The sequence below is a fragment of the Mesorhizobium abyssinicae genome (assembly GCF_049887195.1).
Taxonomy (GTDB): domain Bacteria; phylum Pseudomonadota; class Alphaproteobacteria; order Rhizobiales; family Rhizobiaceae; genus Mesorhizobium; species Mesorhizobium abyssinicae.
Window position 1 is genome coordinate 171,351 of the sequence record NZ_JARAKC010000007.1, and the last position, 23,079, is coordinate 194,429.

Consider the following 23,079-nt stretch of genomic DNA (forward strand, 5'->3'; position numbering starts at 1 on the left):
GCAGCAGGTCCGCAAGAACTTGCGACCCATCTAATTTAGCTTACATATTCGTGGTTTAGGCCAATATTGGAGCGATGCCATCGGCGTCGAACGACGTTACTGTCCAGTCGTCCGCACCAACTTTACTTCCTTCGTAGCCAATAGTAAGGACTCTACCGTAAGGGAGACCGGTGCTTACATTTGCCATGGGATCGGCAACCTCCCATGGGAAAAGCCACTGAGAAAGATAATAAGCGTGGCTCGGTGATGAATACGTCACTCAGCGTCATTACCGTGACGCACAACAGCGCGCACATTGTGCGCGGGGCGCTGGCTGGCCTGCCCCCGGGCGTGGAGATTGTCTGCGTCGACAACGCAAGTGCCGACGACCTTTCCGCCGCCCTCGAGGGCCTTGCGGTTCACCGGATCGACAATGCTGCTAACTTTGGCTTCGGGCGCGCCTGCAACATCGGCGCGGCGGCAGCGTCAGGGGAATATTTGCTGTTCATGAACCCCGATGTGCGCATTGGACCGGAAGCCATCGACGCGTTGCTGCTGGCGGCCGAACGCTATCCGAATTGCGGCGTCTTCGTGCCGCGCACAAACACCGCGGACGGGCGACTGTGGTTCCGCGAGCAGAGCGAGATCGATCGCCTTTTCGGCGCGCCGCTGCCCACGCGCATCCGGCAGGTCTGGGGCGATTGCTGCATCCGCTTCGTGAACGGCGGCGTGTTCATGATCAAGCGGACGCTCTTCCTCGCTATGGGTGGCTTCGATGAGGATATATTTCTCTATTTCGAGGATGACGACCTCTCTCACCGGCTGCTGCAACGCAAAGAGCCTCTGATCCTCGTCAATGACGCACATGCCGTCCACGACGTCGGAATGTCGGTTGCGCAATCGACCCGGTCGCGCATATTTCGGCATCGGTCGAAGATGCGATCGGAGATACACTTGCGCAGAAAATATGGAATAGCCTATCATCCGGTCGCGGATATAGTGCGTTATTCCGCGAAGATAGGATTCTATAGTCTTATCTTTAATCGCAATCGACTGATCAATTCTCTGGGTCGACTGATAGGCATATTTGATTGGATCCTTGACCGATCGCAAGCGGATCGCAATAGGCGCCATGCCGCCTGACCCCGCCCCCACGACAGTTGCATTGCCCGATTTGCTCCCCGGCGAGCCGGCAAACGGAGGGACATCCGGCGCTCATCCCAACACCGCGAGCGGCGAGATCCGCCTCGACGCGCCGGGTCGCTACATGCTGGAGCTTGAGCCGGCGCCAAGGCGGATGCCGTTTCTTCGGCTCGCTGTCCGTCTGCGCTCGCAACCGGACAGGGTGGTTTATGTGCCAACCGCCGGGCGGACCTCATATCTGCTCGAGAGCGGCGAACGCGGGCTGGTGTTGCAATTCGACAGCCGCGACATCGTTGCGTCGAGCATCCGCCGCCTGAGGATCAGGGATATTGGCGCGCTGCTGCGTCAAGGCCGTCGCCGGAAGCGATTTGAGCTGCCGCTTGGCAAGGGCATTGTGCTGCGGCCCCTGCTTCACCTTTCAGGACCGGAAGGGCGCGAAATGGCGCTTGCCCTCAGGGGCCTTGCCGGCTGGGGCTTCGGCACCGCGAGCGACAATCTGCAGAAAACCCTGTCGCGGCATTTCAACGGCCGCCCGGTCCAGGCACCCCGGCGCTTGCCCACCTCCGAGCCGAGGATCGCTGTCGCGCTGCACCTGCATTACGTCGATCTCTGGCCCGAATTCGAGGCATTGCTGGAAGCGATCGACCGGCCGTTCCAGCTCATTCTCACGCTGACCCGGCCTGACGCGGCGCTCACCGAGCGTGTTCAGGCAAGATTTCGAGGCGCCGAGATCCTTGTCTATGAAAATCGCGGCCGCGACGTCGGGCCCTTCATCCAGCTGCTTCACGAAGGCAGGCTCGATAGTTTCGATCTCATCTGCAAGCTGCACGGCAAGAAGTCGGGGCTGAGCGGACCGCGCATGCTCCTCGGCGAGATCTGGCGCCGGGCGATCCTCTTCGACCTGATCGGCTCCCGCGACGTGGTTGACCGCATCGTCGCGGAGTTCGAGCATTCGCGCGAAACCCGGATGATCGGGTCCCGCCGCTTTCGCTTGCCCAACGAATGGAAGCGGGAGAAGGCGGCGTGGGGCGAGAACCGGGCGATGGTCCGCAGTATGTTGCTGACAATGGGGATGAGTGCCGACTCTCGCCTGGACTTCTTTGCCGGGACGATGTTCTGGGTTCGCCGCGGCGCGCTGGAACCCCTCAAACAGCTTGGTCTGTCTCTGGCCTCGTTCCCCGATGAGGCAAGCCAACAGGACGGCACATTGCAGCATGCCCTGGAGCGGGTGCTCGGATTGATCAGCGCAAAGATTTCCGGCGTTGCCTGGGATGATGAATGAAGCCGGAATCGAACAGGGCGGGCTCGATTGAATAAGCACGAATACCTGATCTTCGTAAGATCGATCACCAGCATCAAGCGGTGGAAGCAGTTTCGACTTTGGCAGCGAATTCGCGCCAGCGGTCTATTCGACATACCGTGGTACCTGCGCCAGAATCCGGATGTCGCCAGGAGCGGCAAGGATCCGATCCTGCACTATATCAAGCATGGCGCCGCCGATGCGCTGGACCCCGGCCCGAACTTCGACACCCAATACTACCTGGCGACGTATCCGGATGCCGCCGCCGCGTCGACCAATCCGCTCGATCACTACATTCGCTTCGGCAGGATCGAAGGGCGCCGGACCCGGCCCGTTGCGGGTGCCAACTGGGGCGGCACCCAGAGGCCGGGCACCTACGTTCCGCGCTCCGATCAGCAACGGCCAGCCGCTTTGAAAGCGCGCCTCATTGCATTCTACCTGCCGCAATTTCATCCGATTCCCGAAAATGACGCCTTTTGGGGGAAGGGCTTCACGGAATGGACCAATGTGACGCGCGCGACGCCGCAGTTCGACGCTCACTATCAGCCCAGGCTTCCGGCGGATCTCGGCTTCTACGACCTGCGGGTGAAGGACATCCAGAAGGAGCAGATTGAGATGGCCATGCAATATGGCATCTCGGGATTCTGCTTTCATTTCTACTGGTTCAACGGCAGGCGCGTCCTCGAGATGCCGATCACCCAGTTCGTCGAAAACGATGCCCACGATATGGGCTTCTGCATCAATTGGGCAAACGAGCCGTGGAGCCGTCGCTGGGACGGTCGCGAACAGGACGTCTTGATCCCGCAATCGCATTCGGCCGAGGACGACCTGGCCTTCATTGAACACGCATCCGGCTATTTCCGCGACCGGCGATACATCCGCGTCGGCGGCAAGCCGCTGCTCATGGTCTACCGGCCCGGACTGTTTCCGTCGGCAGCGCAAACGGCGCAGCGGTGGCGCGAGTACTGCCGGAATGCCGGGATCGGCGAGATCTTTCTTGCCTATCCGCAATCCTTCGACACTGCGGACCCCGCCGAATTCGGCTTCGACGCCGCAGTCGAGTTTCCTCCGAACCTCGGAAAGTTTTCAGAGATCAGCGCCAGCATGCCGGCGCTCAAGAGCGGCTTCAGGGGAAGGATCTATGACTGGACGGAGCTTGCCAGGCGCAGCCGCGCCTACTCGCGGCCTCGCTACACGCTGTTTCGCGGGCTTTGCCCGTCCTGGGACAACACCGCACGAAAGATGGAAGCCGCCAACATTCTGGTGAACGCGTCGCCGTCGCTTTACGGAGAATGGCTGAGCAACGCAGTCGTCGACACATCCGATCGTTTTGCCGATTTCGACAGCCGCCTGATCTTCGTCAACGCCTGGAACGAATGGGCCGAGGGGGCCTATCTGGAGCCCGATGCCCGCTACGGCTACGCCTATCTGCAGCAGACGCGGGATGTCCTGTCGGCCCCGCCGGCAGCCGACATGTGACAAAGGATTCCGGAGCCGTTCTTGCCGCTTCGCCGGGATTGTCCTGAGAGCACGGCGATCGAAGTCATTTGCATGCCAATGTTTCCAAACCTATGATTCCGGAAACAGCGCGTGCCTTTTCGTGCCATCCCCCCGAAACGGACGCGGCACATCCTTCCCGCATCATGCGACGGCGATCATTTCGCCGTCGCAACGACGCGAAGGACAATGCCGATGTCGATGCTCGGAAGCCTGGCCGACTACAGCCGCCTGATCATGCGTGCGCACAACAGCGCCAAGACCAGGTACATGATGGACGCCCTGCCGCCGAACCTGCAGCAGGACGTCGGCTGGCAGGCCGGGCCCGCCATGCATGAAAGGAAGAAGCTCGCGCAGATGATTTTTTCGGGCAGGCGCTGAGGCCGGCCGGTCAGGCCGCGCCGATCGCTGCCCGAAACGCCGAGCCCATGTGAGCTACGTCATAGTCTCTCGCGGCACAAAGGTTCATTAGCGTCAGTGCATGTTTTCGTCGGATGGGAGGAAGCCGTGCCTTATTCACAACGCGAAGCGCGTGCCTATCTGGACCGCTATGGCGGCCCTTCGGGCACGCGGATTGAACTGGTCGAGACGGACAGGCAATGTTTTGTCCGGGTCCTCGAGGACGAGGAGGAACGCACCTACTCGTTCGAGCCGGGATCCTTTGCCCTGGCCTTCGCCGAAAGCCAGCGGATGCGCCTCAAGCTTCCGGCGATCGTGCACCTTTAGGGCTGCGCCGCGGGGACAAGTCTCCACGCTTTAGTTCCGCAGACTGAAAACAAACGGCGCGGTGCGGGTGACGCGGGCGCCGAGTTCGGGGGGCGGGGCCGGCACCGAGGCGCCTTGCAGCGCGCCGAGCGCCGCGCGGTCGAGGTCGGCGTCGCCGGAAGACCGCGCCAGCCGGGCGGAGACCACCCGGCCGGAGGAATCGACCGTGAAAGTCACGTTCGGGTTGCCTTCTGCCCGCCTCGACCGGGCCGCGCTCGGATAGCGCGTGTGCCGCCTGATCCACGCCGCCAGGCTGGAATTCCACCGCGCCGGGCCGGCGCCGAACCGTTGCGCTCCCTCCGTTGCCTTCGGCGCCGCCGTGCGCGCGGCCCGCCTGGCGTCGACGCTTGCCGCCATCGCCGTCTTAGCCGGCGCCGGCTTCTCCTTCTTCGGTTGCTGCTTGTCGACGGGCTTCTTCGCCTTGGCCTCGACCGGCTTCTTGGGTTCCGCCGGCGCATCCACCGGCTTCGGCTGCGGCAACGGGATGACGACTTCGGGCGCCACCGTCTCGACGACGTCCGGGACCACTTCGTCCAGCGGCTGCTGCTCGCTCAGCGCGGCGACCGTCGGCGCCGCCGGCGCGGTCGCCGCGGCCTCGACCGGCTGTTCGGCGGTCGGTTCCGCCTCTTCGGTAACCGGCTCAGGCGCCGGCTCGGTCACCGGTTTCACCGCCGTCACCGTCTCCGTTTCCTCGACCGGCTCGGCCTGGTCAGGCATCACCGTATCCGGCACCAGCGCCTCTTCCTGCACCGCGGGCGCGACCGCCAGCGGCGACATCTCGATCGCCAGCGCCGGCGGCGGCCCGCCATCGGCGGAATCGGCAAGATTGAAACTCTGCACCGCATAGGCGACAGCCACATGCGCGATCAGGATCAGGGCGGCGGCAGCGGCCCACAGGCCGGTCTCGCGCACGCCGAAACGCGGCTGACCGATGCCGGACAGAGCAGCCGCTGCGCCAGTCATGGGACTGCGCCTCCGCTCGCCGGCGCATCGGCCGAAGGCAGCGTCTCCAGGCCGACTAGCGCGATCTTGAGATAGCCGGCGGCGCGCAGCAGGTTCATCACTTCCATCAGCTCGCCATAGCCGACCGTCTTGTCGGCGCGCAGGAAGATGCGCGTCTGCTTGTCGCCCTTGGTGCGGCCGTCGAGCGAGGTGGCGAACATGGCGCGCGGCACGCTGTCATTGCCGATGGCGAGCGTAAGATCGCTCTTCAGCGTCAGGAACAGCGGCGTCTCGGGCCGCGGCGCCGGCGTCGCCGTCGAGCCCGGCAGATCGACATTGACATCGACCGTCGCCAGCGGTGCGGCGACCATGAAGATGATCAACAGCACCAGGATGACGTCGATGAACGGGGTGACGTTGATCTCGTGGCTTTCCTCGAGATCCTCGCCCGCCGTTTCGCGAATCCGCGCCGCCATGTCCGCTCACCCCGCCGCGATCGTGCCTGCCGGCGGCACGGTGCGGAAATCGAGGTCGCGGCTGACCAGCCGCTCGACGCCGGCAGCGGCATCGGCGAGGATCTGCCGGTAGCCGGCTATGGAGCGGGCAAAGACATTGTAGATGACCACCGCCGGGATTGCCGCCACCAAACCCATGGCTGTGGCGAGCAGGGCTTCGGCGATGCCGGGCGCAACGACCGCCAGATTGGTGGTCTGCGCCTGCGAGATGCCGATAAACGCGTTCATGATGCCCCACACCGTGCCGAACAGGCCGACGAAGGGCGCGGTCGAGCCGATCGTCGCGAGCAAGCCTGTGCCGCGCGACATGCGCCGCGCCGCCGCCGCCTCGATGCGCGACAACCTGGAAGTGACGCGCTCCTTCAGACCATCGCCTGTGACGTGGTCGAGCGCGCCGGCCGAAAGCGCGGCCTCCTCCTCGGCCGCGCGCACCAGCAGCGCGCCGGGGCCATTGTTGTGGCCGAGCGCGCGACCCGCCTGCATTAGCGTCGCGGCATTGCCGATCGCCAGCACGACGCGGCGCGCCCTGAGCTTGCCGCCGAAGATCTCCAGCGACTTGGCCAGCCAGATCGTCCAGGTGACCAGCGAGGCGAAGGCGAGGCCGACCATCACCGCCTTGACGATGGTGTCGGCGGCCATGAACATGCCCCAGGGCGACAGATCGGGCGGCAGCGTCAGCGCGATCGCCGTCGACGGCTCACCGCCGGCGGCGGTTGGAGCCGGCTGAACGCCCGGCTGCGGTGCAACGGGAGCAGCCATGGCGGGCGCGGTTGTCGCGGGCGCCGCCGCAGCCGGTTGCTGCGTGGCAGGGGTCGCCGCCGGCGCCTGCACGGCCGGAGCTGGCGTCGACGATTGCTCCTGCGCGACGACCGCGCCTGCCGACAGGATGAACGCTGCGGCCAGCGCCGCGAAAAGACCATGTCCAGCCACGCTCTGGCCTTCCTGCAACTCGGGCTTGCGCATTCCTCAACAACCGGTTTCCGGCTGCCATCAACGGTTGACTATAAAACATGAGTTTACTAGTCAACTATGAAGATGACTTTTTGATTCAACAAAAAATGTCATGGCGTTCCAACGCAAGGCCGAATTGCGCCTTGCTGTCCAACGTGCGCCTCTGCGGAGGGCAATGATCCTGCCTATGGACTGCGGTGCCATCTCCGGCCACGATAGCGGCGGCAAGCGCGAGGCAAGCCGATGATCAAGGCGATCCCGTTCGATTTCCCCTATGACGGCCGGCTGGTGCCGGGACACACCGCGCTGCTGGTCATCGACCTGCAGCAGGATTTCCTGTCGCAGACAGGCTATTTCGCCAGAAAGGGCTATGACCCTTCGCCGCTCAGGGCAATCCTGCCGGCGGTCAACCGGCTGATCGCGGCTGCGCGCGCCGCCGGCCTGACCATCGTGCACACCAGGCAGGGCTACCGCGCCGACATGGCCGACATGACGCCTTACGAGAAATGGCGCCGCCAGCGGGCGGGGCTCGACGGCACCGACATATTGCTGCGCTCCAGCCCCGGTTTCCAGATCGTCGCCGATATCGAGGTCGCGCCGCAGGACATCGTCGTCGACAAGACCTGCAACGGCGCCTTCACCTATACCGACCTGGAGCTGGTCCTGCGCGCACGCGGCATCACGCATCTCCTGTTCACGGGATGCACGACCGACGTCTGTGTCCACACCACGCTGCGCGAAGCGTGCGACCGCAACTTCCAGTGCCTGACGATCTCGGACGCCTGCGCCAGCGGCGACTGGCAGGCGCATGAAGCCGCGCTTCACATGGTGACAGTCGAGGACGGCGTCTTCGGCGCGCTGGCGGATTCGGACGCCGTTATCGAAGCGCTGGCCCGGCTTACCGGCGGGCCGCGCTGACGACCCGGTCAGGCCGGGGCGCGGAATTGCGATGGCAGGCGCGGCACGAATGCGCCGGGCCGCGTCACGCTGTTCTCGAGACGCGCCAGTGAATTGGCGACGAGCGTGACCGTTTCGCGGCCCGTCGTCGCGATCTCCCGCGAACGGTCGATGCCGCCAACCATGAATTCATGGATGCCGAGCGCCGCATAGGGCAGCAGCGACAGCGCGATCTCGGCCGGCGACCCGGAAACCGCGACCGTCTTGTGCTCGGCGATGCCTTCATCCTTTAGCGAACGGATGCGCACGGGCAGCGCGAAGCGCAGTTTGCCGACCCTTCCATGCTCGGCGGCGGCGGCGCGCACACGCTCGATCAACTGGCCGACCTCGTCCGGCGAACCGGCCGACAATTCGAACACATCCGCGTGCCGGCCGGCGACCCTGAGCGCCGTTCCCGACTGGCCGCCAAGCCGGATCGTCACGTCGGCGCCGTGCGGGCCCTTGCGCGGCACATAACCGCCTTTGACGCTGTAGAAGGCGCCTTCATGGTCGAACGGCCTGTCGTTCGACCACAGGCGCTTCAGAAGCACCAGATATTCATCGATGCGCTGCCACACCACGGTGTGCCCGACCGGCCGCGCCTCGGCATCCTCGTCGCTGAGCGGCTCGCTGAGCATCCTCAGCGACAGGCGGCCACCGCTCCTGGCAGCGAGCGCCGCAAGCTGCCTGGCCGCCACCGTCGGCTCGACGACGCCGGCCCAGTGGGTCAGCACCACCTCCAGCGACGCGGTGCGCTTCAGCGCCTGCGCGGCTATATCCATATTGGTGAGCAGGCCGGCCGGATCGTCGACGACGATCTTCTGGAAGCCGACATCCTCGATCAGCGACAGTTTCGTCGCGGTCTCGGCGAAATCATAGAAGAAGCTGCCATTGGCAGACTTGCCCGGAACATGCGTGAACTCGATCGGCATTGCCATCTCCTCCATCACGTTTGGAATCGCATATCGAAACCACAGGGCGCGTGAAAACGCGCCGCTGACGCGGCTCACTAAACTCCGGTTGCCTGAAAGCGTTAGGCCGCCACCCCGTGGTTCCCGCGCCTCAGGGAATGAGGCCCAGAACGACTGCCCCGGTGAACACGAACGCAAGGGTGAAAACGAGATAGGCGAAGGCCCCGCCATAGGCCGGCCGCCAGCTCTGGCCGATGGTTTGGCCTCTGCGGTCTGTCTGGGTGTTTTGGAAATAGGACATGTCGGCCTCCGTCTCACCCTTAATCTATAAAGTTAGTAGACTTTGTCGATTGCTATTTTTCCGCGATCCGCAGAACGAATTTCTCATATCGCGCTGGACATTGGTTTGGCTTGCTGCGTCTGCCCTATCCAGGGGAAACGGCTGCGGAGACGATCACGCCTGGGGTTTCCGTGGTCGTGCTGGAGCCGGCGTGGCGGGGATGCGGCCAGCGAGCTTGGCCATCCGACACGCGCGGGTTAGCATCGCTGCCGGTTCACGCGTGAAGCATCAACAGGAGAAAACAATGGGCGGAAGGCTGGCGGGCAAGGTTGCCATCATCTCGGGCGGCGCGACGGGCATGGGCGGGGCGGCTTCCGAGCTGTTCGCGGCGGAAGGTGCCAAGGTGGCGATCATCGACCGCAACGGTGAGGCAGCGGCGGCGACCGCGGCGGCGATCCGCGCCCGCGGCCATGTCGCCGAGCATTTTGTGGCCGATGTTTCCGACGAGGCGCAGGTCGAAGCCGCGGCGAAGGCGGCGGCGGCCAAGCTTGGCCCGGTCACGGTGCTGTTCAATCACGCCGGCACCATCGTCATAAAGCCGTTCCTGGAGACGACGCTCACGGAATGGGACTGGCTGCATGCCGTCAACGTCCGCTCGATGTTCCTGATGACGCGCGCGGTGCTGCCCGGCATGATCGCGGCCGGCGGCGGTTCGATCGTCTGCACCTCGTCGATCTCGGCGGTGGCGGCGACGCCGAACGAGGTGCTCTACGACACCACCAAGGGCGCCTGCCACATGTTCGCCCGCGCCATCGCGGTCGAGTTCCGCGACCGCAACATTCGCTGCAACGCCGTCTGCCCCGGCTTCATCCGCACCCCGCACGGGCTGCGCGAGGTGGCCGACCTAGGGAAACTTGGCGTCGACGTCTCCGATGCGGCGCTCGCCGCCCAGCAGGGCCGCATCGGCGAGCCGGAAGAAGTGGCGAAGGCCGCGCTGTTTCTGGCCAGCGACGAATCCAGCTTCGTCAACGGCGCGCATCTCTTCGTCGACAACGCCTTTACGGCGATGTGAAGCGTCCCAAGCTTGGCGCCCTTCCTCTCCCCCGTCGATCGGGGGAGAGGAAAGGGCGCCAATTCCTCTAACGCTCCTCCCTGCGGAACGGCTTGAGCAGCGCCGAGGGCGCGACCGCGTTGCGCGACATGAAGGCCATGGCGACGATGGTGAAGATGAAGGGCAGCATCAGGAAGGCTTCGTAGGGGATGTGGCCGAGCCCGCTCGCCTGCATCCTGAGCTGCAGCGCGTCGACGAAGGCGAACAGCAGCGCCGCCCCCGCCGAGCGCCACGGGTCCCAGCGGCCGAACACGACCAGCGCGATCGCCACCCAGCCGCGCCCGGACACCACGCCGAAGGTGAAGGCGTTGAACTGCGCCATGGTGAGGAATGCGCCGGCAAGGCCCATCAGCGCGCCGCCAAGGATCACCGCCTGGAAGCGCGTGCCAATCACGCTGACGCCGGCCGAGTCAGCGGCGCGCGGGTTCTCGCCGACCATGCGCACGGAGAGCCCCCATGGCGTGCGGTAGAGCACAAAGGCGGCGAGCGGAACGGCGATGATCGCCAGATAGACAAGCGTGAACTGGTTGAACACCGCCGGGCCGAGGATCGGAATGTCCGAAAGCAGCGGGATCGGCTCGGGCTGGAAACCCTTGATGCTCGGTGGCACCGACTGCTGGCCGAAGATCAGCCGGTAGAGGAAATACGCGAGCCCTGAGCAGAACAGCGTCACGCCGATGCCGCAGACATGCTGGCTGAGGCCCAGCGCCACCGTGAACAGCGCATGCACCGCGCCCATCAGCGCGCCGGTCGCCACGGCCACCAGCACGCCGAGCCACAGGCTGCCGCTGAGGCTGGTGGCGGTGAAGCCGGCCATTGCCGACAACAGAATGATGCCTTCGATGCCGAGATTGAGCACGCCGGCACGCTCGGAAAACATTTCGCCGAGCGTGGCGAAGGCGAGCGGCGTGGCGATGCGGATGATGGCGGCGAGGAAGCCGACCTGGAAAATCTGCTCGAACACCGCGCTCATGTCGCTACCCGCCGAATTCGATAGGCGGTGAACAGCAGCGCCACCAGCATGGCAAGCAGCGCCGTGCCCTGGATGACGTCGCTCAGGAAAGCCGGCACGCCGGTCGCCCGCGACATCGCCTCGGCCCCGGTCATCACCGCGGCAAGGAAGAGCGCCGCCGGCACCACGCCGAGCGGATTAAGCCTGGCCAGCATGGCAACGACAATGCCGGAATAGCCGTAGCCGGGCGAAATGTCGCTCATCACCTGGAAATGCACGCCGCCGACCTCGCCGACGCCGGCCAGGCCCGCCAGCGCGCCGGAGAGCAGCGCGGTCGAGATGAGCACGCGCTGCACGTTGATGCCGCCGTAGCGGGCGGCTTCCGGATTCTCGCCGGTGACACGGATGCGGAAGCCGAGCGTCGTGCGCGCGATCAGGAACCAGACCAGGGGCGCCGCGATCAGCGCCGCCACGACGCCGAGATGCAGGCGCGTACCCTCGACCAGCACCGGGAAATTGGCCGAATCCTCGATAGGCGGCGAGATCGGATAGCCGCTGAAGCTATCCTTCCACGGCCCCTCGATCAGCGCCATCAGCGCGTAATAGATGACCGAGTTGAGCAGCAGCGAACTGACCACGTCGTCGACCTTGAATTTGACGCGCAGCGTCGCCGGCACCAGCGCCACGGCGGCGCCGGCCGCCGCACCCGCCAGCGCCATCAGGAGCATGGCGAGAGTGCCCGGCATCGGGATGGCGCCGACGAAGCAACTCGCCACGGCGCCCGCCAGCAACTGGCCCTCGGCACCGATGTTCCAGAATTTTGCCCGGAAGGCGACCGCCACCGCCAGGCCGGTTAAGATCATCGGCGCGGCGCGCACCAGCGTCTCGGTGATGGCGTAGCTGTCGCCGAGCGAGGCCGACAGCATCACGCCATAAGCCTCGATCACGCCGGCGCCGGCCACCGCTATCAGCCCGCTGCAAAGGACGAGCGCGGCGCCGATCGCAAGCAGCGGCAGCGCCAGATTGAACCAGGCCGGGGTGCTGGTGCGGGCTTCCAGGCGAAACATCAGGCGTGGCCCTCCGCTCGCCAGATGTCGGCGCCGCCCCTCATCCGCCTGCCGGCATCCTCTCCCCGTATAGTGACGGGGAGAAGGGGGCTGGCCGCAGCCGTCACACCCTTCTTGCAACGCTCGCGATTGGCGAAATCATCGATGAAAGCGCCCCTCTCCCCGTCACTATACGGGGAGAGGATGCCGGCAGGCAGGTGAGGGGCGGCGCCGACGTTCGAAATCAGAGGCAAACCCACGCTCTACGCCCTCCCCTCCGCGCCGGTCATCATCAGGCCAAGCCTTGCGACGGTGGCTTCCGCGCCGGCCAGCGTGCCGGCGATGCGGCCCTCATACATGACCGCGATGCGGTCCGAGAGCATCAGCAGCTCTTCCAGATCCTCGCCGATGACGACGATGCCGCAGCCTTTGGCGCGCATGGCGAGGAACTTTTCGTGGATGAAGCGGGCGGCGCCGATATCGAGGCCGCGCGTCGGCTGCGAGACGATCAGCACCTTCGGATCGAAGGCGAGCTCGCGCGCCAGCAGTGCCTTCTGCAGATTGCCGCCGGAGAGCGCGCCGGCGCGCACCATCGGTCCGGGACAGCGTATGTCATAGGCCTTGATCTGGGTTTCGGCGAAAGCACGGATGGCGGACGGATTGAGCAGACCCTTGCGGCTGAACGCCTCGGTGCCGATGCGCGGCAGCACCATGGAATCGGCAAGCGGCAGGTTGGTGACCAGGCCGGTCGTCATCCGGTCCTCGGGGATGCGGCCAAGGCCGAGTGCCTGCACCGCGCGCGGCGAGAATTGCGCAACTGCTTTGCCGGCTATCGTCATCGTGCCGGTTTTCGGTGGCAGCATGCCGGAGATGACGTCGGCCAGCGCCCGCTGGCCATTGCCGGAGACGCCGGCGATGCCGAGGATCTCGCCGGAGCGGACGAAGAGCGACACCTCGCGCAGCGGCGTGCCGGCATGGCCCGAGGTCGAGATGCGATCGAGCAGCAGCACGGAGCCGCCCGGTGTCGAAACCTCTTTGGTCGGCGGCACGATCTCATGACCGCACATCAATCGCGCCATCTCGGACGACGTCGTGTTGGCGGGGTCGTCGACGCGGCCGGCGACCTTGCCGTGCCGCAGCACCACGCAACGGTGGGTCAGCGCCCTCACCTCGTTGAGCTTGTGCGAGATGAAGATGATGCCGAGTCCCTGGCCCGCCATCGAGCGCAGGGCGGCGAACAGGCCGTCGACCTCGCTTGGCGCCAGCACCGCTGTTGGTTCGTCGAGGATCAAAAGCTTGGCGCCGCGAAACAGCGCCTTGATGATCTCCAGCCGCTGCTGCTCGCCGACCGACAGCGCCGAGACCGGCAGGGCGGGATCGAGGCTCAGGCCATGCTGGCGGCCGATCTCCTTCAGCCGTGCCAGCCCGCCGGCGCGGTCGATGCGGCCTGACTTGCCCGGAATGCCGATCAGGAGGTTCTCCAGCACCGTCAGCCGCGGCGCCAGATGAAAATGCTGGTGCACCATGCCGATGCCGGCGGCGAGCGCGTCGGCCGAACTGTGGATGGCGACCGGCCGGCCCTCGACCAGTATCTCGCCGGCGTCAGGTGCATAGGCGCCGAACAGCACGTTCATCAACGTTGTCTTGCCGGCGCCGTTCTCGCCAAGCAGCCCAAGGATCTCGCCAGGTGCGACGCTGAGATTCACGGCCTCGTTCGCCTTGACGGCGCCGAAGCTCTTGGTGATGCCGCGCATTTCGATGAGTGGGGCGGACAAGGGATACTCCTGGTATCCCTCCCCCTTGAGGGGAGGGTGCCGAGCGAAGCGAGGCGGGAGGGGTCACCTCAACCGCCTCGACCTATGACTTAGCAAGCTGGAGCGCGTCGCGGGCGACCCCTCCCGGCCCTGCGGGCCACCCTCCCCTCAAGGGGGAGGGGAACGCCGGCTCTAATCCGAAACCGGCGTGTTCTCGTCGACGTCGACGCGGAAATTGCCTTCGAGGATCTCCGCCTTCTTCTTCTCGACCAGCTCCTTGACCTCGGCCGGCAGCGTCTTGTCGAACTTGTGATACGGCGCCAGGAACGAGCCGCCCTTGGCCATGCGCGAGAAATCGCCATAGTCCTGCGCGGTGAACACACCCGCCTTGACCAGCTTGATCGCCTGCTCGACCGTCGGGTACATGTCCCACACCGGTCCGGTGATCACCGTATCCGGGCCAAGGCTCGACTGATCGGACATGTTGGAGATGGCGAGGATCTTCTTCTCCACCGCCGCCTCGATGACGCCGAAGCGCTCGGCATAGATGACGTCGACGCCGGCGTCGATCTGCGCCACGGCGGCTTCCTTGGCCTTCGGCGGATCGAAGAAGGAGCCGATGAAGGCGACTTTCTTCTTGACGTTCGGGTTGACCTCCTTGGCGCCGGCGAAGAAGGCGTTGACCAGCCGGTTCACTTCCGGAATGCCCATCGCCGCCACCGCGCCGACCGTGCCGGACTTCGACATCTTGCCGGCGATCAGGCCGGACAGATAGGCCGGCTCATGGATCCAGTTGTCGAAGACGCCGAAATTGGGCTCGGCCGGCCCGGCGCCGGAGCCGAACAGCCATGCCGTCTTCGGGAACTGTTTTGCCGTGCGGCGCGACTCGCGCTCGGCGGCGAAGGCATCTCCCAGCACCAGCTGGTAGCCGCCCTGCGCATATTCGCGCATCACGCGGCTGAAGTCGGCGGTCTGCACCTTTTCCGACCATTTGTATTCGATGCCGAGCTCCTTCTCGGCCTTCTGCAGGGCGACGTGGATCTGGTTGTCCCACGGCTCCTCGATCGGCGTGGCGAAGATCGCCGCCACCTTCAGCTTCTTGTCCTTGGCTAAGGCGGCATTCGGCAGCACCGCCGCTGCCAGCCCAAGCGCGCCGAGTTCCAGCACGGTGCGCCGAGACAGGCCGGCGCGTTCAATTTTGCTAGGATCGTCTTTCATGGAAGTGCCCCTCTGGTTGACAGCCGTGTCGAGCCGGCCGTTCTCAGGAATGTCAGACGCTGAACTATGGAACGACGCCTGAGTTTTGTCCACATGGTCAAATTTGGCAACGAAGGGTCGCTGTTGCGACCGGGAAACGTCGACGGGACAGCCCCCCCCTCTGGCCTGCCGGCCATCTCCCCCACTTGGGGGAGATCGGATGTCACGCCGGCTTTCGCCAATTACCAGCGTGGCTAGAAGAGCGAGGCGCGAAAACCGCTAATCTCCCCCCCCTTGCGGGGGAGATGTCCGGCAGGACAGAGGCGGGCGCGAAGGAACGCGGCGTTCGTTCTAGACGGCCGATGACCGTACTATCCTCCGGCACCCTCCCACGACCCCGTCTCCGCGAACCTTCTCAGCATCGGCGCCGGCTCGAAGATCACCCGACCCGTCAGCCGGTGCCAATGCTCCAGCCGCTCGACGATCTTCGCAGCCCCTTCGAGGCCGGCCCAGAACATCGGCCCACCCTTGCCGATGGGAAAGCCGTAACCGTTCGCCCAAACGACATCGATGTCCGACGCCCGCACCGCAATGCCTTCCTCGAGAATCCTCGCGCCTTCGTTGACCAGGGGATAGAGCGTGCGCTCGATGATCTCGTCCGCGCCGATTTCGCGCCGCGCGATGCCGAGCTCGGCCGCCTTGGCGCGGATCAGTTCCTTGACCTCGGGATCAGGGGCAGGCTCGCGCGAGCCGCTCTCATAGCGATACCAGCCGCGCCCGGTCTTCTGGCCGAAACGGCCCTGCCCGCAGAGCGTGTCGGCAATCACCGCCGTCTGGCCGCGCGCCTTGCGGTTGCGCCAGCCGATGTCGAGGCCGGCGAGGTCGCCCATCTGGAACGGCCCCATCGGCCAGCCGAAATCGGTGAACGCCTTGTCGACCTGGCCGGGCGTCGCCCCTTCCAGCAACAGCGCTTCGTTCTCCGTGCCGCGCGCGGACAGCATGCGATTGCCGACGAAGCCGTGGCAGACGCCGACGACGACCGGCACCTTGCCGATACGCCGCGCCAGCTCCGCAACCGTCGCCAGCGCGTCGGGCGCGGTCCTATCGGCGCGCACGATTTCCAAAAGCTTCATGACATTGGCCGGCGAGAAGAAATGCATGCCGAGCACATCCTGCGGCCGCGACGTCGAGGCGGCGATCTCGTCGACATCGAGATAGGAGGTGTTGGTGGCAAGGATCGCGCCCGGCCTGGCCACCGCGTCGAGTTTGCCGAACACCACCTTCTTGACCGCCATGTCCTCGAACACGGCCTCTATGACCAGGTCGCAATCGGCAAGGTCGGCATAGTCGGTGCTGCCCTTGAACAGGCCAAGCCGTTGCTGCCTGGCCTCTTCCGTCAGCGAGCCACGCCCGACCGAGACGGCGTAGTTCTTCTCGATCATTGCGAGGCCCCGTTGCAGCGCCTCCTCGCCGGTTTCGAGCAAGGTCACCGGAAAGCCGCCATTGGCAAAGGCCATCGCGATGCCGCCGCCCATCGTGCCGGCGCCGATGATGCCGACGCGGGCGATCTTGCGCCGCGTGACGTCCTTGCCTTGTATCTTTGCCGCTTCGCGTTCGGCGAAAAACAGATGCCGCTGCGCGCGCGACTGGTCGCCGGCAACGAGCTTCAGGAACAGCTGGCGCTCGGCCGCCAGCGCTTCATCGAATGGTAGCGTGATCGCGTTGCGCACTGCCTGCGCGCAGGCAAGCGGAGCCTCCAGGCCGCGCGCCTTCCTGGCCAGCTCGGCCGCCTTGGCGTCGAAAGCCGAAAGATCGGTTTCGGCAAGGCGCTCATTGCGGTCGCGAACCGGCGGGAATGGTCTGCCGTCCGCAACCATTTCGCTAGCGAAACGAATGGCTCCCGTCAGGAGGTCTTCCTCGAAGACCGCGTCGACGAGACCCGCCGCTTTGGCCTCGTCGGCCGAAATCGGCGTTCCCGAAACGATCATGCCGAGCGCCTTCGCCGCGCCGACCAGGCGTGGCAGGCGCACCGTGCCGCCGCCGCCCGGCAGCAGGCCGAGCTTTACCTCGGGCAGGCCAAGCCTGGCGGCTTGGTCGGCGACGCGGAAATGGCAGCCGAGCGCCAGTTCCAGCCCGCCGCCCAGCGCCGTGCCATGGATGGCGGCGACTGTCGGCTTGGCGATGGTCTCGAGCAGCGCCACGATGGCGCGCAGCTCCGGCTGCTGCACCGGCTTGCCGAATTCGGTGATGTCCGCGCCGGCGACGAAGGTCCGCCCGGCGCAGGCGAGGACGATGGCCGTGACGGAAGCATCGTCGCGCAGGGCGGTCAGCGCCTCGAACAGCGGCTGGCGGACATGGAAGCTCAGCGCGTTGACCGGCGGGTTGTCGATCGCGACCACCGCGACGCTGTTGTCCCTGGTGACGCTGACGAAATTGGACAAGCTGGACCCTCCCGAAGATCGCTATTCACCGCGGGTCGGGGTTTACAGGGCCAGCCAGCCGATGAGAACCCGATCCGGCTCCTGGCCCAATCGTTGCCGGCCGCAAACCCCGTCGCCGGCCCCGCCCGCCAGATTGGCAGGCGCGATACCGTCCGGCAACGCTGGCATGAGCGCCGCCAGCGCTGTTACATGAGGGCAGCCTCGGTTATATATGAGGATAGTCTCAGCTGGAAATATGACGATGGCCTCGGAAAAGGCGCCGCAACCGCGCGCGCCGCAACAGAAAAGAGGGCACGACCGCGTCGCGGCGCTGATGACGGCGGCGGCGGAACTGTTCGTCGAAAGGGGTTTTGACGCCGCCACGATGACCGAGATTGCCGCCAGTGCGGGCGCGGCCATCGGCACGCTCTATTTGTTTTTCCCGACCAAGCAGGCGATGGCGCAAGCCATCCTGGAGGCGCATGCGGAAGAGCTGTCGGCCGAGCTCGACGCCTTGCGCGAGCAGACCGAGGCGATGCATGCGGCGACAATCGCAGACCAGCTGTTCGCATTGCTTGGTACGTTCATGGCCACGCACCCCGCCTATTCGGCGCTGCTCGACCTGCCGGGTGACGATCAAAGGCGGCGCACGTTGCGCGCCCACCGCCGCGAGCAGATCGCCGCCCTGTTTGCTCAGGCCTATCCGCCCTTACCGGCGGAGCAGGCGGAGCGGCTGGCGGTGATCGTGCCGCAGTTGATGCGCATCCCGCTGAGCCTGGCCGGCGAGACGCGCCTGCGCGACGACGTGCTGGACGAATTGCGACTGATGCTGAACAGGCATCTGGAGGCCGGTGAGGGCTAGCGCGACGAGGTGCGCTCAGCGAACCGCCTTCTCGCCGCCCGCCGCCGTGATCACCCCGACGATGATCAGTCCGGTCATCACCAGCCGCACGCCGGCGCTGACGCCGAAGGTGTTGAGCATGGTGAGCAGCAGCACCAGGAACAGGCCGGCGCCCCAGACGCCCGGCACATTGGCCTTGCCGCCGGCCACCGAGGTGCCGCCGATGACGACGACGGCGATCGAGGCGAGCAGGTATTCGTTGCCGATATCGACATTGGCGCCGCGGAAATAGCCGGCGAGCAGCGCGCCGTCGATGCCGCCCAGCGCGCCGCAGAGCGTATAGGTGAGGAAACGGACGCGGCCGACATTGACGCCGGCGAGCCAGGCGGCGCGGATGTTCTGGCCGATCGCCAGCACCGAGCGGCCATAGATCATGCGCTGCAGCGCCATTGCCGCGCCGACGGTGAAGACCACCGTCAGCAGCGCCAGCACCGGTATGCCGAGGATTTGCCAATTGGTGAAGTCGGCGAAGCCCGGCGGCGGCTTGATCTGGAGCCCGCGTCCATAGCTGATATCGATCGACTGGATGATGAAGCTCGCCGACAGCGTCGCGATGATCGGCGGTATCCTCAGCGCCCAGATCAGCAGATAGTTGGCCGCGCCGATCGCCGCGCCGCAGCCAAGAGCGGCAATCAGCCCGACGGCGATCATCGCATCATTGCCGTCCATCACCTTCATCGCCACGGCGCTGGCCAGCCCGATATTGGCCGGCAGCGACAAATCGACATTACCGGGGCCGAGCGTGATGACGAACATCTGACCGACGCCGACGATGACGGTGAAGACGGCTAGCGATAGTGCCGCCGTGATCATGCCGCCGGCGCCGTAGCCGCCAGTGAAGGCGATGGTCGCCAGCCACACGACGAAAGCGCCGATGAAGGACCAGATCCAGGGTTTGGCGAGCATCGTCCGCAGCGAGGCCATCCTCACCTCTCCTTGCGGCTGATCAGCACCCGCGCCGCCAGCACGATGATCAGGATGGCGCCATTGGCCGCCACCTGCCAGTCGGGAGGGATGTGCATGAAGGTCAAGAGCGGCGAGGCGGCGAGCGCCAGCGTCAGCGCGCCGATGACGGCGCCGATCGGCGATACCCGGCCGCCGACGAACTCGCCGCCGCCGAGGATGACGCCCGCGATCGACAGCAGCGTGTAGCCATTGCCGATATTGGCGTCGGCCGAGGTGGTGATGCCGATCAGCGCCATGCCGGAGAGCACGCCGAACAGGCCGGTCAGCGCGAACAGCACGATCTTCGTCCGAAGCAGCGACCAGCCGGCGCGCCGCAGCGCCGCCGCATTGCCGCCGGAGCCGCGCAGTATGACGCCGTAGGAGGTGCGCATCAGCCCGACATGCACCACCGTCGCGATCACCAGCGCGGCGATGATCGGGAACGGAATGAGCGGCGGTTTGAAGGCCATCAGCGACAGCAGCCAGTCGGGCGCCTTGCCGCCTGGCTTCGGCAGGACGAGGATGGCAAGACCCTGCCAGACGAAGCTCATGCCGAGCGTCACCACGATCGACGGCAAGTTGCGCAGGTGGATCAGCGCGCCAAGCAGCGCGTAGACGCCGATTGAGCCGAGCAGCACCGCGATGCCGACGAGCGGCGCATCCTTCAGCCAGGTCGCCGTGACGCAGCCGACGAAGCCGACGAAGGTGCCGATCGAGAGGTCGAGCTCGTTGCCGGCGATGACGAACATCTGCGCGATCGTCGCCAGCGCGATCGGGATCGCCAGGTTGAGCATCAGGGTGAAGCCGAAATAGGAGATGGCGCGCGGGTTGAGCCAGGCGATCGCCAAAAGCACCAGCGCCAGCGACAGCGCCGGCAGCAGGCTGCGCAGCATGCGCGCCCGCGCCGCGCCGCCGCCAGCCGGCGACGCCTTCAATCTGGTTTCGAGCGAGGCCGCCGTCATCTCAGGCCGCGTCGCCGAACGAGGACTGGATGATCTTTTCCTCGGTCAGCTCGTCGCGTCCGAGATTGGCGACGATGCGGCCGTTCTTGAAGACATAGACGTGGTCGCAATTGTCGAGCTCTTCGGTTTCGGTTGTGTACCAGAGGAAGGTGCGGCCGCGGCCAGCCTCCTCGCGCACCAGGTCGTAGACTTCGAGCTTGGTGCCGATGTCGACGCCGCGCATCGGATCGTCCATCAGCACGATCCCGGCATCCGAGCCCAGCGCGCGCGCAAACAGCGCCTTCTGCTGGTTGCCCCCGGACAGCGAGTAGATGTTGTTGTTCATGTCCGGCGTGCGGATGCCGATCTTGTTCTTCCAGAAGTCGGCAAGCTCGGCCTCGCGCTGCGGCGAGATCAGCAACCCGGTGCGCAGCCGCGCCAGCGAGCGGATGCCGATATTCTCAGCGATCGACCACTGCGGGAAGATGCCGTCCGACTGGCGGTCGCCGGCCACCAGCGCCACCGGCGCGGTCACCTCGATGCCGGTCCTGGCGCGCTGGGCAGCGGCAAAGATCGCCAGCAACAGATCGGTCTGCCCGTGACCGGCGAGCCCGGCGAGCCCGATGATCTCGCCCGCGCGGGCGACGAGCTCCTTGCCGTCCTGCTGCCGCGCCGGACGCGCCTTGACCCGCAGCGGCCCGGCTTCGGCCTTCCTTGTCTCCGCGGCCGTTCTCTGATGCCCCTCGGCGCCGCCCATGGTGGCGACCAGCCGGTCGCGGTCGAAGGCGCTTGCGGCGTCGGCGGCGACGACCTTGCCGTCGCGCATCACCACGATGCGGTCGGCGTTCTGCAGCACTTCGCCCAGCACATGCGAGATCAGGATGCAGCTGCCGCCGGAAGCGACGAAGCGGCGCACGAAGGCTAGCAGCTGGCCGGCCGTGTGCGCGTCGAGCGACGAGGTCGGCTCGTCGAGGATGACCAGCGCCAGCGGATCCTCGGTCAGCGTGAAGGCGCGCGCCACTTCCACCATCTGCCGCCGGCCGATCGACAGGTCGCCGGCGATGTCGGAAGCGGAGATGCCATGGTCGGGGAAGATTTCGTCCAGCTTGGCGGCGATCAGCTCGGCGGCCTTGCGGCGCCAGCCGAAACCGATGAGCGAAGGATGGTTGATGCGCGTGTTCTCGGCGACGCTGAGGTTCGGGCAGAGCGACAGCTCCTGGAACACGCAGCGTATGCCGAGCTCAAGCGCCCGCGGCACCGAATAGTCCCGCTCGGCGCTGCCCCGCACCGTGATCGCGCCGCTGTCGGGGACAAGCGTGCCTGCCACCATATGCATCAGCGTCGACTTGCCGGCGCCGTTATGGCCGACGAGGCCGACGCATTCGCCGGCGCCGACATGGAAGTCGACGCCGCCAAGCGCCCGGACGGCGCCGAAATGCTTTTCGGCACCGTCCAGCCTGATGATGTCGATATTGGCGGCGCCGAAATGCTTCGCGGCGCCGTCCAGCCTGGTGTCGGTGTTTGCCTTGGGCATGCTCAACGATATCCGGTTGGCGATGCCGGCGGCAACAGTAGCCATCACTTGATGTTGGCTTTGATGGCCCCGATGGCGTCTTCCTGCGTATATTCGTGCGTGGCGACGCCGCCTTCCTTGATCTTCGGCAGGGCGGCTTCGAAATCGTCCTGGGTGAAGGCGAGGTACGGCACCAGAAGGTCGTGCGGAATGTCGGTGCGGCCGTCGAGCACCTGCTGCGCCACCCAGAAGGCCAGCGTCGAGACGCCCGGCGCGATCGACGCCGACCATGTCTTGTAGCCGTCCTTCTCCTTCTGCTCTTTCCACCACTTCAGCTCGTCCTGGCGGTTGCCCATGATGATGGTCGGGCGCGGCTTGCCGGCGGCGGCGAAGGCCTGCGCGGCGCCGTAGCCGTCACCGCCCTGGTCGACGATGCCGACGACATCCGGCAGCGACGGCAGGATGGTCGCCACCGCCTTCTGCGCCGTGGTCTGGTCCCAGTCGCCGGTCACCGAGCCGACGATCTTGAACTCGGGATGGGCGGCGACGCCTTCGAGGATGCCGGCATGGATGGCGTCGTCGATCGAGGTTCCGGCCAGGCCGCGGATTTCCAGCAGATTGCCGCCCTTGGGCTGGAACTTGGCCATCTGCTCGACTTCCTGCTTGCCCATGTCCTTGAAGTCGACGACGACCCGGTAGGCGCAGGGCTCGGTGACGGTGCCGTCGAAGGAGACGACGACGATGCCGGCATCGCAGGCCTGCTTGATGGCGCCGTTGAGCGCATCCGGCGAGGCGGCGTTGATGACGATGGCGTCGTAGCCCTGCAGGATCAGGTTCTGCACCTGGGCGGCCTGGGTCGGCACTTCCTTGTCGGCGGTGGTGAAGACGTCGGCGGCCGCGACCACCTTGTCCTCGACCGCCTTCTTGGTGACGATGCCGTAGCTGTCCAGCATCGCCTGGCGCCACGAATTGCCTGCGTAGTTGTTGGAGAAGGCGATCTTCTTGCCGCTGGTATCGGCAAGCGCGGTGCCCGAGGCGAGCATCGCCGCCAGAGCGCTCAGGACGAGTAGTTTCTTCATG

22 protein-coding genes are annotated in these 23,079 nt (G+C 65.8%); 8 read left to right on the forward strand and 14 right to left on the reverse strand.

Annotated features, from left to right (window positions below; translation table 11 throughout):
• The first annotated feature begins 204 nt into the window (after positions 1-204).
• The 5 genes from PU724_RS17570 to PU724_RS17590 all read left to right on the forward strand — a co-directional run bounded on the left by PU724_RS17570 (position 205) and on the right by PU724_RS17590 (position 4,645).
• On the forward strand, positions 205-1,122 hold the full coding sequence (locus tag PU724_RS17570; RefSeq protein ID WP_354423153.1) for a glycosyltransferase family 2 protein: 918 nt from the start codon (positions 205-207) through the stop codon (positions 1,120-1,122).
• A complete protein-coding gene (locus PU724_RS17575) occupies positions 1,079-2,404 on the forward strand; it encodes a rhamnan synthesis F family protein (protein WP_354423155.1) in 1,326 nt (441 codons plus the stop codon). Before PU724_RS17570 ends, PU724_RS17575 begins: the two co-directional genes overlap by 44 nt.
• 27 nt (positions 2,405-2,431) lie before the next feature.
• Positions 2,432-3,901, forward strand: coding sequence for a glycosyltransferase WbsX family protein (locus tag PU724_RS17580; protein WP_354423156.1), 1,470 nt, complete (start codon positions 2,432-2,434; stop codon positions 3,899-3,901).
• A 207-nt stretch (positions 3,902-4,108) separates the two neighbouring features.
• Positions 4,109-4,300, forward strand: coding sequence for a hypothetical protein (locus PU724_RS17585; protein WP_127310240.1), 192 nt, complete (start codon positions 4,109-4,111; stop codon positions 4,298-4,300).
• Positions 4,301-4,426: 126 nt separating this feature from the next.
• Positions 4,427-4,645: a hypothetical protein gene (locus PU724_RS17590; protein ID WP_127286976.1), complete on the forward strand. Its 219-nt coding sequence runs from the start codon at positions 4,427-4,429 to the stop codon at positions 4,643-4,645.
• A gap of 30 nt (positions 4,646-4,675) precedes the next feature.
• Here PU724_RS17590 and PU724_RS17595 read toward each other — a convergent pair whose 3' ends face one another.
• Genes PU724_RS17595 through exbB form a run of 3 tightly spaced genes read right to left on the reverse strand, consistent with a single transcriptional unit; the run spans position 4,676 to position 7,071 of the window.
• Positions 4,676-5,647: a TonB family protein gene (locus PU724_RS17595; protein WP_127391698.1), complete on the reverse strand. Its 972-nt coding sequence runs from the start codon at positions 5,645-5,647 to the stop codon at positions 4,676-4,678.
• Entirely contained in the window at positions 5,644-6,102 is a 459-nt protein-coding gene (gene exbD / locus PU724_RS17600; protein WP_354423158.1) for a TonB system transport protein ExbD, read from the reverse strand. Before exbD ends, PU724_RS17595 begins: the two co-directional genes overlap by 4 nt.
• Positions 6,103-6,108: 6 nt before the next feature.
• A complete protein-coding gene (gene exbB / locus PU724_RS17605) occupies positions 6,109-7,071 on the reverse strand; it encodes a tonB-system energizer ExbB (protein WP_354423160.1) in 963 nt (320 codons plus the stop codon).
• Between the two features lie 264 nt (positions 7,072-7,335).
• Between exbB and PU724_RS17610 the strand changes: the two genes are divergently transcribed.
• Positions 7,336-8,010, forward strand: coding sequence for a cysteine hydrolase family protein (locus tag PU724_RS17610; protein WP_354423161.1), 675 nt, complete (start codon positions 7,336-7,338; stop codon positions 8,008-8,010).
• A gap of 8 nt (positions 8,011-8,018) precedes the next feature.
• Here the strand turns inward: PU724_RS17610 and PU724_RS17615 are convergent, their stop codons facing one another.
• Complete coding sequence (locus tag PU724_RS17615) at positions 8,019-8,960, reverse strand: LLM class flavin-dependent oxidoreductase (RefSeq protein WP_354423163.1); 942 nt, start codon at positions 8,958-8,960, stop codon at positions 8,019-8,021.
• A gap of 130 nt (positions 8,961-9,090) precedes the next feature.
• The gene (locus PU724_RS17620) at positions 9,091-9,240 is read right to left on the reverse strand and encodes a hypothetical protein (RefSeq protein WP_292106932.1); all 150 of its coding nucleotides are present in this window, start codon (positions 9,238-9,240) and stop codon (positions 9,091-9,093) included.
• Between the two features lie 283 nt (positions 9,241-9,523).
• Between PU724_RS17620 and PU724_RS17625 the strand changes: the two genes are divergently transcribed.
• Positions 9,524-10,291 (forward strand): SDR family NAD(P)-dependent oxidoreductase, encoded by a 768-nt coding sequence (locus PU724_RS17625; protein WP_320253863.1) that lies wholly within the window; start codon positions 9,524-9,526, stop codon positions 10,289-10,291.
• A gap of 67 nt (positions 10,292-10,358) precedes the next feature.
• On the opposite strand, the gene PU724_RS17630 is transcribed toward PU724_RS17625, so the two are convergent.
• The 5 genes from PU724_RS17630 to PU724_RS17650 form a co-directional block, all read right to left on the reverse strand.
• Positions 10,359-11,303, reverse strand: coding sequence for an ABC transporter permease (locus PU724_RS17630; protein ID WP_292174758.1), 945 nt, complete (start codon positions 11,301-11,303; stop codon positions 10,359-10,361).
• Positions 11,300-12,349, reverse strand: a complete 1,050-nt coding sequence (locus PU724_RS17635; RefSeq protein WP_127392435.1) for an ABC transporter permease — start codon at positions 12,347-12,349, stop codon at positions 11,300-11,302. Before PU724_RS17635 ends, PU724_RS17630 begins: the two co-directional genes overlap by 4 nt.
• 242 nt (positions 12,350-12,591) lie before the next feature.
• Positions 12,592-14,103 (reverse strand): ABC transporter ATP-binding protein, encoded by a 1,512-nt coding sequence (locus PU724_RS17640; protein WP_292174826.1) that lies wholly within the window; start codon positions 14,101-14,103, stop codon positions 12,592-12,594.
• A gap of 171 nt (positions 14,104-14,274) precedes the next feature.
• Entirely contained in the window at positions 14,275-15,300 is a 1,026-nt protein-coding gene (locus PU724_RS17645; protein ID WP_292174842.1) for a BMP family protein, read from the reverse strand.
• A 350-nt stretch (positions 15,301-15,650) separates the two neighbouring features.
• Entirely contained in the window at positions 15,651-17,720 is a 2,070-nt protein-coding gene (locus PU724_RS17650) for a 3-hydroxyacyl-CoA dehydrogenase NAD-binding domain-containing protein (RefSeq protein ID WP_354423167.1), read from the reverse strand.
• 241 nt (positions 17,721-17,961) lie between these two features.
• Between PU724_RS17650 and PU724_RS17655 the strand changes: the two genes are divergently transcribed.
• Positions 17,962-18,561 (forward strand): TetR/AcrR family transcriptional regulator, encoded by a 600-nt coding sequence (locus PU724_RS17655; protein WP_354423169.1) that lies wholly within the window; start codon positions 17,962-17,964, stop codon positions 18,559-18,561.
• Between the two features lie 15 nt (positions 18,562-18,576).
• Here PU724_RS17655 and PU724_RS17660 read toward each other — a convergent pair whose 3' ends face one another.
• From PU724_RS17660 to PU724_RS17675, 4 genes are read right to left on the reverse strand one after another with little or no spacing between them, the layout of a single operon-like run.
• Positions 18,577-19,524, reverse strand: a complete 948-nt coding sequence (locus tag PU724_RS17660) for an ABC transporter permease (protein ID WP_354423171.1) — start codon at positions 19,522-19,524, stop codon at positions 18,577-18,579.
• 2 nt (positions 19,525-19,526) lie between these two features.
• Positions 19,527-20,507, reverse strand: coding sequence for an ABC transporter permease (locus PU724_RS17665; RefSeq protein WP_292168851.1), 981 nt, complete (start codon positions 20,505-20,507; stop codon positions 19,527-19,529).
• Position 20,508: 1 nt separating this feature from the next.
• Positions 20,509-22,020 (reverse strand): sugar ABC transporter ATP-binding protein, encoded by a 1,512-nt coding sequence (locus tag PU724_RS17670; protein ID WP_292168850.1) that lies wholly within the window; start codon positions 22,018-22,020, stop codon positions 20,509-20,511.
• Between the two features lie 44 nt (positions 22,021-22,064).
• Positions 22,065-23,078 (reverse strand): ABC transporter substrate-binding protein, encoded by a 1,014-nt coding sequence (locus tag PU724_RS17675; protein WP_127393214.1) that lies wholly within the window; start codon positions 23,076-23,078, stop codon positions 22,065-22,067.
• Position 23,079 lies beyond the last annotated feature (1 nt).

What these genes read in the sequence shown, in the direction of transcription:
- PU724_RS17665 (WP_292168851.1), bottom strand. Translation starts at nt 20,507, where the DNA reads ATGACGGCGGCCTCGCTCGAAACCAGATTGAAGGCGTCGCCGGCTGGC.
- PU724_RS17660 (WP_354423171.1), bottom strand. Translation starts at nt 19,524, where the DNA reads ATGGCCTCGCTGCGGACGATGCTCGCCAAACCCTGGATCTGGTCCTTC.
- PU724_RS17675 (WP_127393214.1), bottom strand. Translation starts at nt 23,078, where the DNA reads ATGAAGAAACTACTCGTCCTGAGCGCTCTGGCGGCGATGCTCGCCTCG.
- exbD (WP_354423158.1), bottom strand. Translation starts at nt 6,102, where the DNA reads ATGGCGGCGCGGATTCGCGAAACGGCGGGCGAGGATCTCGAGGAAAGC.
- PU724_RS17595 (WP_127391698.1), bottom strand. Translation starts at nt 5,647, where the DNA reads ATGACTGGCGCAGCGGCTGCTCTGTCCGGCATCGGTCAGCCGCGTTTC.
- PU724_RS17615 (WP_354423163.1), bottom strand. Translation starts at nt 8,960, where the DNA reads ATGCCGATCGAGTTCACGCATGTTCCGGGCAAGTCTGCCAATGGCAGC.
- PU724_RS17620 (WP_292106932.1), bottom strand. Translation starts at nt 9,240, where the DNA reads ATGTCCTATTTCCAAAACACCCAGACAGACCGCAGAGGCCAAACCATC.
- PU724_RS17570 (WP_354423153.1), top strand. Translation starts at nt 205, where the DNA reads ATGGGAAAAGCCACTGAGAAAGATAATAAGCGTGGCTCGGTGATGAAT.
- PU724_RS17635 (WP_127392435.1), bottom strand. Translation starts at nt 12,349, where the DNA reads ATGTTTCGCCTGGAAGCCCGCACCAGCACCCCGGCCTGGTTCAATCTG.
- PU724_RS17630 (WP_292174758.1), bottom strand. Translation starts at nt 11,303, where the DNA reads ATGAGCGCGGTGTTCGAGCAGATTTTCCAGGTCGGCTTCCTCGCCGCC.
- PU724_RS17625 (WP_320253863.1), top strand. Translation starts at nt 9,524, where the DNA reads ATGGGCGGAAGGCTGGCGGGCAAGGTTGCCATCATCTCGGGCGGCGCG.
- PU724_RS17645 (WP_292174842.1), bottom strand. Translation starts at nt 15,300, where the DNA reads ATGAAAGACGATCCTAGCAAAATTGAACGCGCCGGCCTGTCTCGGCGC.
- PU724_RS17670 (WP_292168850.1), bottom strand. Translation starts at nt 22,020, where the DNA reads ATGCCCAAGGCAAACACCGACACCAGGCTGGACGGCGCCGCGAAGCAT.
- PU724_RS17655 (WP_354423169.1), top strand. Translation starts at nt 17,962, where the DNA reads ATGGCCTCGGAAAAGGCGCCGCAACCGCGCGCGCCGCAACAGAAAAGA.
- PU724_RS17585 (WP_127310240.1), top strand. Translation starts at nt 4,109, where the DNA reads ATGCCGATGTCGATGCTCGGAAGCCTGGCCGACTACAGCCGCCTGATC.
- PU724_RS17610 (WP_354423161.1), top strand. Translation starts at nt 7,336, where the DNA reads ATGATCAAGGCGATCCCGTTCGATTTCCCCTATGACGGCCGGCTGGTG.